Genomic DNA, 12111 nt, shown 5'->3' on the forward strand with positions numbered 1-12111 from the left:
ATGCAAGCACTACTCGAAACCATCGCAGGCGGGCTGATGCTCGGCGCGCTCTATGCCCTCTTCGGGCTGGGCCTGAGCCTGAGCCTCGGCGTGATGAAGATGATCAACATCGCGCACGGCGACCTGATCGTCCTGGGCGCCTACCTGTGCAGCACGGTGATGCAGCTCCTGGGCATAGGTCCGTTCATCTCGTTGCTCGCCGTGGTCCCGATGATGTTCGTCATCGGCTATGCGCTGCAGAGGGTCCTGCTCAATCGCGTGGTGGGCAGGGGAGCGCTTTCGCCGCTGCTGCTGACCTTCGGGCTCTCGATCGTCCTGCAGAACCTCCTGCAGGAGGCCTATACGGCCGATACGCGCAGCCTCCAGGCCGGCGAGTTCGCCCTGCAGGGATTCGACCTGGGCGGGGTGTCCATAGGCCTGCTGCCGCTCGTCTCGACGTTGATCAGTGTGGCCATCTTCGCGGGCACCAGCTGGTTGATCGGCCACTCGCATCTGGGCCGGCAGGCGCGCGCCGTCGCGGACGACCCCGGCACCGCGCGGCTGGTCGGCGTCGACGACCGCAACTTCTTCGCGCTGGTCACCGGCTTCGTCCTCGCCGTGATCGCGCTCGCATCGGTGATGTACGGCATCAGGACGCCGTTCTCCCCCACGGCCGGGCCCGAGCGCCTGCTGTACTCCTTCGAGGCCGTTGTGCTCGGCGGCCTCGGCAATGTCTGGGGCACGTTCGTCGGTGGCTTGATCATCGGCGTGGCGCAGCTCCTTGGTGCCAAGGTGTCGTCGGGCCTCGGCCCGTTCTTCGGACACCTCGTCTTCCTGATCGCGTTGCTGGCACGCCCGCAAGGGCTTTTCGGAAAGGGTTCGCGATGAACTCGGTCGCACTGATGAATGGGGCCCGGCCGCGCAAGGCGGGCAGGGCGGTCGCTGGCGTCGCGTTGCTCGCCGTGCTGGGCGCCCTGGCCTTGGCGCCGTGGTTCACGAGCTTCGCAACCCAACGCCTCCTCGTGGAAGTCTTCACCGTCTTCGCGATGGCGCTGGCCTGGAACCTGCTCGCAGGCTACGGCGGGCTGGTCGTCGTGGGGCACCAGATGTTTGTCGGCGTGGGGGCCTATGCCCTTTTCGCCCTGTCCAACAGGTTGGGAATCAACCCTTGGATGATGCTGCCGCTCGCGACCGCGGCGACCGCATTCTTCGCATTGCTGAGCGCGCTGCCGATGTTTCGGCTCAGCGGCGCGCATTTCGCGGTGGGGACATGGGTGCTCGCGGAAATGCTGCGGATCCTGACGCTGAACAACGAATGGCTGGGAGCAGGCGGCGGCATGCCGCTCGAGGCCCTCGGGAGCTTCGATCGTTGGACGCGCAACGCGGGTGTCTATTGGTCCGCGCTCATCACCGGCGTCGGCGCGCTCTTCATCGCCCGCCTGATGCTCAGGGGCAAGCTGGGCCTGGCGCTGATGAGCGTGAGGGACTCGGAGGCCGCCGCGGCCGCATCCGGCGTTTCGATCCAGCGGGCCAAGCTCGCGCTGTGGGTCATCGCCGGCTCCATCACCGGGCTCGCGGGAGCAGTGGCCTACATGAACACGCTGCAGGTGACGCCGGATGCGACCTTCTCGTTGAATTGGTCCGCTGCCGCCATCTTCATTGCAGTCCTGGGCGGTATCGGGACACTGGAAGGCCCGATCCTGGGAACGATCCTTTACTTCCTCTTGCGCGAGTCCTTCGCCAGCTACGGCTCGTGGTATTTCATCGGCCTCGGGTCGCTGGCCATCGCCACCATGGTGTTCGCACCCGGCGGCGCCTGGAGCCTCGTCACCCGGCGATGGGCCATCGATCCTTTTGGCGTGCGACGCGACATGCCTCGCCGCTGACCTCATCCCCTTCAGTTCAGTTCACTTCCGGTCAAGGAAATCCAGATGTCCGAAACAGCATTCAAGGTCGCCGTCGTCCAGGCTTCCCCGGTCTTTCTCGACGCGATGGCGTCAACGGAAAAAGCCATCGGCCTCATTGCCGAAGCAGGCGCAAAAGGCGCCAAGCTCGTGGCCTTTCCCGAAGTTTTCATCCCGGGCTATCCGTGGTGGCTGTGGCTCGGAACGCCTGCATGGGGGATGCAGTTCGTCTCCAGGTACCACGCAAATTCGCTCCGGTCCGACGGACCGGAACTCGCGGCAATCGCCGCGGCTGCCAAGAGGTCGGACATCAATGTAGTGATCGGTTTTTCCGAAATCGAGGGTGGATCCCTGTACCTCAGCCAGGCGCTCATCAGTGACAAGGGCGAGATGGTGTTCAAGCGCCGGAAGCTGAAACCCACGCACGTCGAGCGCACGTTGTTCGGCGAGGGCGATGGATCGGACTTCCAGGTCGCCGACAGCAGCGTTGGCCGGCTGGGTGCGTTGTGCTGCGCGGAGCACATCCAACCGCTCTCCAAGTACGCGATGTACTCGATGCACGAACAAGTGCACGTCGCTTCCTGGCCGTCGTTCACGCTGTACCGCGGCAAGGCCTTTGCGCTTGGCCATGAGGTCAATCTCTCCGCCAGTCAGATCTACGCGCTGGAAGGGGGCTGCTACGTGCTTCACGCGAGTGCGGTCACCGGACAAGACATGTTCGACGTGTTGTGCGATACGCCTGAGCGAGCGGAGTTGCTCAATGCCGACGGAGCCAAGCCTGGTGGCGGCTACTCGATGATCTTCGGACCGGATGGACAGCCATTGGTGGCACACATGCCTCAGGACCAGGAGGGCCTGCTCTACGCAGACATCGATCTCGCCAACATTGCCGTGGCCAAGGCGGCTTACGACCCCTCGGGCCACTACGCTCGCGGCGACGTCGTACGCCTCATGGTCAACAAGAACCCCCGCCGAACGAGCATCAGTTTTGGAGAGGGCGTCACCGATGGGGCGCAATGGACAGAAGCCAAGCCAGATTGAATTCCTTTGCTATCGCCGATGGCGTGCCATGCGCGGGCAGCGGCATGACCATGCGTATCTGGCCCCGAGGATAGAAAAGCTCCGTTCTCAGCCGGCCAAAGAGCCTTCGCACGCCGCGTTGTCAGGCGAGCATTCCTCGCGAATATCGAGCGAATCAGCTTCGTGCTTCCGGGATGTCCGCCGCTGTTCAGCGTGTTGCGCGAGGGGGCGCATCTCAAGACTTTCTCGTGCATTTCTGTTGCGTCGAGATTCCCATGATTGGTGTTTCTTGAAGCTGTGGGTCAAGTTGGAGAAATTTCAAAGAAGGCAGTCTCGATCCTGGCAACAAAAAGAAAGAATCTTCGTGCTCGATCTGAATGAAGTGGCAATGTTCGTACAAGTGGCGCGCTACGGCAGCTTTGCCGAGGCCGCGCGACGGTTGCGCATGCCTACCGCCACGGTGAGCCGGCGCATCCAGCAACTTGAAGCGCGGTTGGGCACGCGGTTGATGCAGCGCTCGACCCGCAAGCTCGCGCTGACGAGCGCGGGCGAATCTTTCCATGAGCGATGCGGCCCGGCAGTCGAGGAACTCATCGAAGCCGGTCAACTGCATGTGGCGGAAAACGCGGAGCCCCGCGGCATGGTGCGCGTTGCTGCTCCAGCCGGCTTCTTCGATTTCTTCCAGATGGAATGGGTGGAGAAGTTTCTGGCCAAGCATCCACTTGTGCGCCTGGACTTCGTGCTCAGTGACCTCCTGGTCGATCTGATTGCCGAGCGCATCGATGTCGCATTTCGCGGTGGACCCTTGCAAGACTCCAGTCAGGTGATCCGGCGAATCTTCGCGAGCTACGGCGAACTGATCGCCAGCCCTTCCTACCTGGCGGCGCATGGCATGCCCGCCGACCTGGAAGAACTGCGCGCGCATGAGTGCGTGGTGCAGTCCAATGCCGGTGGCTGCGTCACGTGGCACTTGCAGGACATCGATGGCATGCAGAAGGAGGTGCGCGTGAGAGGGCGTTTCAGCAGCAACGCACAAGAGGTTCTGCGCAAGGCCGCGTGCGCCGGCCTTGGCATCGCGGCGCTGCCGTCGGTCCTGACTGCATCAGATATCGCGGCGGGCAGACTGGTGCGGGTGCTGCCGCAGTACACGCGGGCCGGTCACGGACTGAGCGTTGTCTATCCCAGCCGCCAGCAGCGCCCGCTGGCGGTAACAGCTTTCGCCGACATGGCTGTGGAGAAGCTCAGTCATCAGGATTGGGTACCAGCATCCAGTGCATAGCGCTCAGAGACTGTGCGCCCGCAGGGACCTCCCCGCTACGGGCGTTCCGTTGAAGAACCGCGGGCAAAAGCAAGGGCCGATTGATTTCACCGGCTTCGGATTCCCGAGGCGCCTTGGGCTCGATGCGCGATCCCAGGAGCCGCAGCGCTCGAACAGAACGCTCGGTCCGCGGTGAGCCGCTGGCGACCTATGGCATTTCCCGTGCGCTGACCGGATCGGCCGTAGGCGGCAGCGCCCCACGCAGCGGGCTGGTCGCAAGCTTGCGCGTATCGGGCAGCGGCTGCGGCGGCGGAATGAGTTGCGTGCCTTCCATGCGGGTGCTGCCCGCGCCGCGGTTGCTCGAGCGCTGCAGCGTCGCATCTGGCAGCAGCGGCGCGGCGTTCACCCCGCGCAGCATGATGTTGTCGGTGCTGGGCTGCGTCTGCAGCTGCTGGCCGCGAATCTCGTCGTAGCGGTCGTAGGCGAAGGCCTCGGTCGAGGCGCCGTCGCGCATCACTGCGGGACGCAGGAACATCATCAGGTTGCTCTTGCTGCGCGTGCGGTTCTCGTTCTTGAACAGGTTGCCCAGCACCGGGACGTCGCCGGCCAGCGGCACCTTCTCGATGTTGTTGCTGTAGGTGTCCGACAGCAGGCCGCCCAGCATGATGAGGCCGCCATCTTCCACCAGCACGCTCGATTCGATCGAGCGCTTGTTGGTGGTCGGGCCATTGGGGTTGCTCAGCGAGTTTTGATCGACGGTCGAGGCCTCCTGGAAGATCGTCATGCGCACGGTGCCGTTCTCGTTGATGGTCGGGCGCACGCGCAGCGTGAGACCCACGTCCTTGCGCTCGACCGTGGTGAACGGGTTGACGCCCACCGAGCCCGAGGTGCTGGCGTACGAGCCGGTAGGGAAGGGCACGTTCTGGCCGATGATGATCCTGGCTTCTTCGTTGTCCAGCGTCAGCAGGTTGGGCGTGGAGAGCACATTCGCATCGCCATCGCTGTTGAAGAAGTTGGCGATCGCGCCCAGGATGTACTGGCCGCCGATCTTGCCGGCGATGCCCAGGTTCAGCCCCGGCTGGATCGAGGAGGCCAGCCCGGCGGCATTGCGGGTGGCCAGCGCCTGGGTCAGCGCCAGGATGTTCGACTTGTTCAGGCTGGAGTTGGTGCCGATGACCGCGTTGTTGCCCAGCGCGCTTTGCCACTGCACGCCGAAGTTCGCGGCCTTGTTCGCGCTCACCTCGACGATCAGCGCCTCGATCATCACCTGCGCGCGCCGGCCGTCGAGCTTGTCGATCACCGCGCGCATCTGGCGGTACTGCGGTTCGGGCGCCGTGATGATCAGCGAGTTGGTCGACGGGTCGGCCTGGATCTGGCCGCCGGTGGACGGCTGGTTGGCGTTGTTGAGCGGCGCATTGGCGGCCGGCGAACCGCTTTGTCCGCTGCCGCTCATGCTGCTCTGGTTGTTGGGCTGGAAGCTGGTCTGCTGCGGTGCGGGGCTGCCGCCGCCACCGGTGGCGCCGGGCGTGCCCGGCGTGGCCTGCTGGTTCGCCGCCATCGCTGCGCGCAGCGTGGCCGCCAGGCGCACCGCATCGGCGTTCTTCAGGTAGACCACGTAGATGTTGCCGGCCAGGCCGTTGCTGCTTTCCGCGGGCGGACGATCGAGCTTCTCGACCAGCGTGCGAACCAGTTGCGCGCGCGCAGGGTTGGCCGCGCGCATGAGCACCGAATTGCTGCGCGGGTCGGCCAGCAGCGTGGTTCGGAACGATGCGTCGGCACCGCCCGGTGCTTCGCTGACGCTCGGCGCGCCCGACGCACCGCCCTCGATGAGCCGCTGTACCAGCGGAATCAGGTCGGTGGCGATCGAGTACTTCAACGGGATGACCTCGACATCGGACGCATTCGGCACATCGAGCGCCGCGATGATGCGCGCGAGCCGGCGCATGTTGTCGGCGTAGTCGGTGATCACGAGCGAGTTGTTGCCCGGGTTCACATTGATGGGGTTGTTCGGCGGAATCAGCGGACGCAGCACCGGCAACAGGCTGTTGGGCGACTCGTGGTTGAGCCGGAAGATCTGCGTGACGACCTGGTTGCTGGCCGACGCCGACACGGCGCCGATGGAGGTGTTCACGGCGACGCTGTGCAGCTTGGCGTAGGCTTCGGGCAGCACCTTGTAGAGGCCCTCGGTCTCCAGCACCGCAAAGCCTTGCAGACGCAGCGCCGCAGCGAACTGATTGAAGGCGGCTGCCGGCTGTACGGCGCGGTCGGTCACGAGGTCCATCGTGCCCTTCACGCGCGGATCGACCACCACATTGCGCCCGGTGACCACCGCCATGGTGCGCGCCACGGCCTCGATGTCGGCGTTGGAGAAATTGAGCGTGATCGGGCTGCTGCGAGCAGCAGGCGCTGGCGCGGCATCGACCGGCGCGGGCGCTTCCACCGTCCGTGTCTCGGCTGCGGCAACCGCCTGCAGCGTGACCCGCACCGAATTGCCGTGCAGCTCCGCCGCGTACTGCACCGGCTGCCGGAGATTCAACACCACCCGGCTGCGCTCGCCGGCCTGCACCACATGGATCGAGCGCAGGTTGGGCTGATTCACTTCGATGGCTGCCCGCCCGACATCGTTGGTGGCACCTAGGAAGTCCAGTGCGATGCGCGCGGGAGTCGCGACCGAAAAACTGCTGGGCACGGCGGCGAGCGGTCGTGCCAGGTCGATCTGGATCACCTCCGCGCCCTGTTGCATGGCGCTCGTGACCGCCTTGATCGCGTTCTGCGCAGAGGCGCTGCCGAGCGCGCCGGCCGCAAGCAGACCCAGGCACACGGCCCGGAGCCTGAACCGAAGAGCGCCCCGTGCGCCGAGGTCTTTCACTGGCGGGCGGTTCGTCTCAGATCGAATGGCCGGGCACCAAGAGGAATCATTGCGGCACACAGCAGCCGCAGGGGAAAAGGGAGCATGGGGTAAGACGCCAACGGCGGTTTGAATTTCGATGTCGATCACACGCCGTTGCTGTCTCGCCGACCCTTGGGGGGCGCATTCGCATCCACCGCCCTGCATCGCTCGCAAGGGATTCGGTTCTTGCGAGCGATGCGGACCCATGTGTCATTCGGTAACCTTGCGTGCTGATTGTTTACTGAAACGTGGACCTTTCGTTAGCCATGAAAAATGGAATTCAGACGCTCATTTTTCGAGGCAATCGCCAGGGGCGCCGGATGCCGGCACCAAGCGCTCTGAAGTCGAGGCCCTGCCATGGTGGGGTGCCCGATTTCTGGTGAAACCGAATCGCCACGGGATTCGTGCGGTGGACGGTCGCCGAGCCGGCGGAGCCCCAGCAACAGGTTCTTCAGCCATTTGCCGCTGCCGGAAGAACTCCTTCGTGAGCGCGAGTCTTTCGCTGTCGTCATCTCATCGGATTGGCGCCGGGCCGAAAGAGACGAGCCTGCGAGCGGAACGGGCCAGACACGCTCCTTCGCCGACAAGCCCATCTACTGTCACGCGGCCCCCGGGGCCGAAGTGGGGAGGCCCGCGCCGCCGAAGCATCATCTGCCACGACCTGCTCGAAAACCACATGAAGCTCTGCATCGAGCCCGAGTTGCAGCATCACGGCGCGGGGGCGCGCATGTAATCTCGTGCGCACGATCACGGTGCCGGAAGCGGCTGGGCACACCGATGGTCCTGATGGCCGACCGCGCGCGCCGCCGCCGAGAGCAATCTGCCCGAGCCCTCGATCATGGAGTGATCACATCGATGAAGACACTTTTGCTGAACAGAGAGGATGTGGGAAGCCTGATCTCCATGAAGGAAGTCATCGGGACGGTGGAGGAGGCGTACAAGGCCTTCAACAGCGGCCAGGTGATTCAGCCGGCCTATACATGCATCCACCTGCCGCCACCGCGGGGCGAAATCGATTTCAAGCTGGCTTATTGCGAGACCAACGAGATCATCTCGATGAAGGCTTCGTCCGGGGGATTCCCGAACAACCCCACCGAGCACGGCGTGCCTAGCGGCATGGGAACCGTCCTTTTGTTCGACGCCAAAACCTGCGCGCTCATCTGCGTCATGGATGGCAGCCTCATCACCGGCCTGAGAACCGGCGCCGCCGGAGCCGTTTCGGTGAGGGCGCTGGCCCGCAAGAACGCGAAGACCATCACGTCTATCGGGACCGGCAATCAGGCCCGGATGCAGATCCGGGCGATCCGGGAGGTGATGACGATCGAAAGCATCCACGCATGGGACGACCAACTCCAGGCACTCGCCCAATACAAGGCCGATATCGAGCGAGAGTTCGGCATCCCGGTGGTGACGGCACGCTCCAAACAAGACGCGGTGGAACAGGCGGACATCCTCGTCACCACCACCCGCGGCAAAGGTTCGTTGGTGGAGGCCGCCTGGGTGCGACCCGGCACGCACATCGTCGCCATCGGCACGGACACGCAAGGCAAGCAGGAACTGGAGCCGGAGATTTTCAGGAACGCAAAGATCGTCAACGATTCGATCGCGCAGTGCATCGAGAAGGGCGAAACCTGGCACCCGCTGCACAAGAACATCATCCACGGGGACGACATCCACGGCGAGATCGGCGAGATCCTGCTGGGCAGGAAACCGGGGCGCGAGACCGATGACGAGATCACGATCTTCGACGCCACGGGCATGGCCATCCAGGACAACACGACGGCGAACCTGATCTATCGCAACGCCATCGCCCGCAACACGGGCATGGCCTTCGAGTTCACGTGCCCATGACGCTCCCGCTTGAACACCCCACCCTCCGCGACATCCACCAGGCGCGGGAGCGGCTGAAACCGCACATCCGTCACACGCCCTTGCTGCGCGCCGAGAAGATGGAAACCACCCTCGGGTGCGAGGTGTACCTCAAGCCCGAGACGCTGCAGATCACCGGGGCCTTCAAGATCCGGGGCGCGCTGAACAAGGCCCTGTCGTTGCCCCGCGAGGCGATTGCCAACGGCATCATCGCCACGTCGTCAGGCAACCATGCACAGGGTCTGGCCTATGCCGCGCGGATGCTGGGTGTCAAGGCGCTTCTGGTGGTTCCCGTCACCACGCCGAAAATCAAGGTGGAGAGCACCCGGGCGCTCGGGGCGGAGGTGATTCTGTTTGACGGCGACACCGCGGCGCGATGGAAACGCGTTTACGAGATCGCGGCAGTCAACCACTACGCCGTCGTGCACGCATTCGAGGACCCCATGGTCATGGCGGGCCAGGGAACCATTGGCTGCGAAATCCTGGACGATCTGGCCGACGTGGACACTGTCATCATCCCCATGGGCGGCGGGGGGCTCATCTCCGGCATTGCCACCGCCATCAAGGAAACCAGGCCCTCCGTACGTGTGGTGGGTGCGGAACCAGCGCTGACACCCAAGTACTTCCATAGCCGTGTCAACAAGAAGCGCACTTCACTGCCGCTGAAGAACACGATCGCCGACGGCTTGCGAATCAGTGTGCCGGGCTGGAACCCCTATCCCATCATCGAAAGGTACGTCGACGAGATCGTGCTGGTGGAGGACGAACACATCGTTGCTGGCATGCGCATGCTGGCCAAGGATGCCAAGCTGATCGCAGAGCCGGCTGCATCGATCGGCATTGGCGCCTTGCTGGCGGGTGGACTCACGGTGAAGCCGCGCGAGAAAGTCTGTGTGGTGTTGACAGGCGCCAATTGGGATCTGTGCGACCTTGCCGATGTTTTTCAAGACGGTGAATGATCGTTCTCGAGTTCGAGGACGCATGCGATGGAAAGGCAGCGCCGCCATCGCGGCCCTTCATGAGCACATGAAGGGCCGCGCTTCTGCGGCCGAATGCATCACGCCTTCGACGAGTTCGTGAACGGTGCTGCGACCGGGAACATGCGCGCGGCCTAGAAATCGGCGACCTTGCCCCATGCGGTACCGCTGAACCGCTCCGGCCGGTATGGCGTGGGGTCCACGATCGGTTGGGCACCGGTGGCAAGGTCCGCGATGAGGTGGCCGGCACCGGGGCCAATGCCGAAGCCGTGTCCGGAAAATCCCGCGGCCAGGATGAACCCAGGCATGCCAGGCACTTCGCCGATGCCGGGAACACCGTCTGGCGTACTGTCGATATAGCCGGCCCAGGCGTGCGTGATCTTTGCCTCGCCAAGCTGGGGCAGCAGTTCGACCGCGCGGCGTTGCGTCTCCTTGATCGCGGACATGTCGGGCTTGGGGTCGAGGATGCGCACCCGCTCCATCGGCGTCGGCGCATCGAGCCGCCACCTCGCCAGCGTTTCATGGCCGCCCCGAATGCCTTCCAGGCCACCCGGACGAAGGTTGCGCCAGCGCTTGGCGAACATGGGCACGAATTGCGGCGAGAAGCGCATGAACTGCGGCGTCACGTCCACGCGTGCGCGGCCGCTGATGGCCAGCGCGTAGCGTCCGTCGCTGCGGCGCGTGGCGGAGACGCCCCCACTGACCAGCGCGTCCGGCAAGCGATGCGCCACAGGGGCCACGCTCAGCATGGATTGCCGGACCGAAGCCTGCGGAAAACGGATGCCCAGCTGGCGGCAGAACGACGAAGCCCAGGCGCCGCCTGCAAGCACGGCCGTCCGTGTCTTGATGACGCCGGCTTCCGTGATCACGCCGCTGACCCGTCCGCCTTCCGTCTCGATGCCGCGGGCTGCGCAGTTCTGGTGGATGCTGCCGCCGAGCTTGATGAGCGCAGCGGCCACGGCGGGCGCTGCCTTGGCAGGATCGGCGGTGCCGTCGCTGGGCGAGAAGACGCCGCCTTTCCAGGCACGGCCGGTTGCCTGCCCGCGCTCGGCAGCCTCGCGGCCAGTCAGCATGTGGGTGGTCACGCCCGCGGTTTTCGCAAACTCCCGCCAACTGGCCCAACGGGAAATCTCGGCCTCGTCATTGCTGAGGTACAGCAGCCCGCAGCGGTGAAACCCCGTGTCTTCGCCGCTCTCGGCGGCAAAGCGTTCCCAGAGATCGAGGCTCTTGCTCGCCAACGGCAGTTCGCGCGCATCGCGGTTCTGCTGGCGGCACCAGCCCCAGTTGCGGCTCGATTGCTCGGCGCCGATCCGGCCTTTTTCGACGAGGGCCACCGACACGCCGCGCTGGGCCAGGTAGTAGGCGGTGAAGACGCCGATGATGCCGCCGCCGATCACGACGACATCGGCGAAGGCGGGCAGTTGGGTGGATGTGTGGATGTGGTTCAGCGGAGGCGACATGGTGCAGCTCGCTCGACGGTTCAGGCTGGAACGCTCTGGACCACGTAGAACTTCGCCACGCGATCGTTGCTTTCCCACCCGATCGGCGCACCCTGGGGCACGAAAAGCGCATCGCCCGCGCCCGCCGACAGCACGCTGCCATCCGGGGTGGCGAACCGCACGCTGCCGGCCAGGAGATGCATGAACTCGTTCACGCGATGCGGGCGAACGATGCGGTGGTAAGGCGTCGAGTCCCACGTGCCGGCGCTGTATTGCGCACCGTCGTCGATGAAGACGTTGTCGCTGCGGCACTCCGGCGAAGGGCCCAGCAGCACTTCCGCGGGCAGCGTGGCCGAAGGTTTGAAGTTGGCGTCGGCGTGCAGGGGGAAAAGGCCGCGCTGGGTCGGTTTCTCGCAGGCTGCCGCGCAGAAAACGAAACGCACCCGGGAGCCGGCCTGGATGTGAAGCGAGGTGCCGCATCCGATGACGACGCCCGCCTGGGGGCCGACCACCAGCGGGGCCGCCCCGGCTGCGGTCAGGGTCAGCTCTCCTTCGACCACGACGATGGTTTCGATGTGGGGATAGCTTGCGACTTCGATCTCGCCGATGAAGCTGGTGCGGCCCGCGCTCATCGCGCCCGGTCCCTCCCAGGCGATCTCGCGATGCCGCGCAAAAGGATCGTCCTTGCCGAACGCCGCCCTGCGGAAGGCGGTGGAAGAAACGGATGCGCCGTCGGCGCGATGCAGTACCAGGGCCATGGTCATTGATTGCTCCT

General features: G+C 64.9%; 9 protein-coding genes. 6 read left to right on the forward strand and 3 right to left on the reverse strand.

The features are described from left to right. The 4 genes from J2W23_RS10935 to J2W23_RS10950 all read left to right on the forward strand — a co-directional run bounded on the left by J2W23_RS10935 (position 1) and on the right by J2W23_RS10950 (position 4182). Complete coding sequence (locus J2W23_RS10935) at positions 1–867, forward strand: branched-chain amino acid ABC transporter permease (protein WP_307648726.1); 867 nt, start codon at positions 1–3, stop codon at positions 865–867. Next, on the forward strand, positions 864–1865 hold the full coding sequence (locus J2W23_RS10940; RefSeq protein WP_307648727.1) for a branched-chain amino acid ABC transporter permease: 1002 nt from the start codon (positions 864–866) through the stop codon (positions 1863–1865). Before J2W23_RS10935 ends, J2W23_RS10940 begins: the two co-directional genes overlap by 4 nt. A 45-nt stretch (positions 1866–1910) precedes the next feature. Further along, positions 1911–2924 carry a nitrilase gene (locus tag J2W23_RS10945; RefSeq protein ID WP_307648728.1) on the forward strand — a complete coding sequence of 338 codons (1014 nt, stop codon included), beginning with the start codon at positions 1911–1913 and terminating at the stop codon, positions 2922–2924. Positions 2925–3267: 343 nt separating this feature from the next. Next, positions 3268–4182 (forward strand): LysR family transcriptional regulator, encoded by a 915-nt coding sequence (locus J2W23_RS10950; protein WP_307648877.1) that lies wholly within the window; start codon positions 3268–3270, stop codon positions 4180–4182. Between the two features lie 187 nt (positions 4183–4369). On the opposite strand, the gene gspD is transcribed toward J2W23_RS10950, so the two are convergent. Then, positions 4370–6982 carry a type II secretion system secretin GspD gene (gene gspD, locus J2W23_RS10955; RefSeq protein WP_307648729.1) on the reverse strand — a complete coding sequence of 871 codons (2613 nt, stop codon included), beginning with the start codon at positions 6980–6982 and terminating at the stop codon, positions 4370–4372. An 846-nt stretch (positions 6983–7828) separates the two neighbouring features. Between gspD and J2W23_RS10960 the strand changes: the two genes are divergently transcribed. Both J2W23_RS10960 and J2W23_RS10965 read left to right on the forward strand, forming a co-directional pair. Beyond that, positions 7829–8902 carry an ornithine cyclodeaminase family protein gene (locus tag J2W23_RS10960; RefSeq protein ID WP_307648730.1) on the forward strand — a complete coding sequence of 358 codons (1074 nt, stop codon included), beginning with the start codon at positions 7829–7831 and terminating at the stop codon, positions 8900–8902. Beyond that, positions 8899–9879 (forward strand): threonine/serine dehydratase, encoded by a 981-nt coding sequence (locus J2W23_RS10965; protein WP_307648731.1) that lies wholly within the window; start codon positions 8899–8901, stop codon positions 9877–9879. The genes J2W23_RS10960 and J2W23_RS10965 overlap by 4 nt, the downstream gene beginning before the upstream one ends. A 152-nt stretch (positions 9880–10031) precedes the next feature. On the opposite strand, the gene J2W23_RS10970 is transcribed toward J2W23_RS10965, so the two are convergent. Both J2W23_RS10970 and J2W23_RS10975 read right to left on the reverse strand, forming a co-directional pair. Continuing rightward, positions 10032–11357: an NAD(P)/FAD-dependent oxidoreductase gene (locus J2W23_RS10970; protein WP_307648732.1), complete on the reverse strand. Its 1326-nt coding sequence runs from the start codon at positions 11355–11357 to the stop codon at positions 10032–10034. A gap of 20 nt (positions 11358–11377) precedes the next feature. Next, positions 11378–12100 carry a cupin domain-containing protein gene (locus tag J2W23_RS10975; RefSeq protein ID WP_307648733.1) on the reverse strand — a complete coding sequence of 241 codons (723 nt, stop codon included), beginning with the start codon at positions 12098–12100 and terminating at the stop codon, positions 11378–11380. Positions 12101–12111 lie beyond the last annotated feature (11 nt).

The organism is Variovorax boronicumulans (assembly GCF_030812215.1).
In the GTDB taxonomy this organism is placed as follows: Bacteria; Pseudomonadota; Gammaproteobacteria; order Burkholderiales; family Burkholderiaceae_C; genus Variovorax; species Variovorax boronicumulans_C.

Coding starts and splice junctions, on each gene's coding strand:
- J2W23_RS10945 (WP_307648728.1), top strand. CDS start 1,911: ATGTCCGAAACAGCATTCAAGGTCGCCGTCGTCCAGGCTTCCCCGGTC.
- J2W23_RS10960 (WP_307648730.1), top strand. CDS start 7,829: ATGGTCCTGATGGCCGACCGCGCGCGCCGCCGCCGAGAGCAATCTGCC.
- J2W23_RS10970 (WP_307648732.1), bottom strand. CDS start 11,357: ATGTCGCCTCCGCTGAACCACATCCACACATCCACCCAACTGCCCGCC.
- J2W23_RS10975 (WP_307648733.1), bottom strand. CDS start 12,100: ATGACCATGGCCCTGGTACTGCATCGCGCCGACGGCGCATCCGTTTCT.
- J2W23_RS10965 (WP_307648731.1), top strand. CDS start 8,899: ATGACGCTCCCGCTTGAACACCCCACCCTCCGCGACATCCACCAGGCG.
- J2W23_RS10935 (WP_307648726.1), top strand. CDS start 1: ATGCAAGCACTACTCGAAACCATCGCAGGCGGGCTGATGCTCGGCGCG.
- J2W23_RS10940 (WP_307648727.1), top strand. CDS start 864: ATGAACTCGGTCGCACTGATGAATGGGGCCCGGCCGCGCAAGGCGGGC.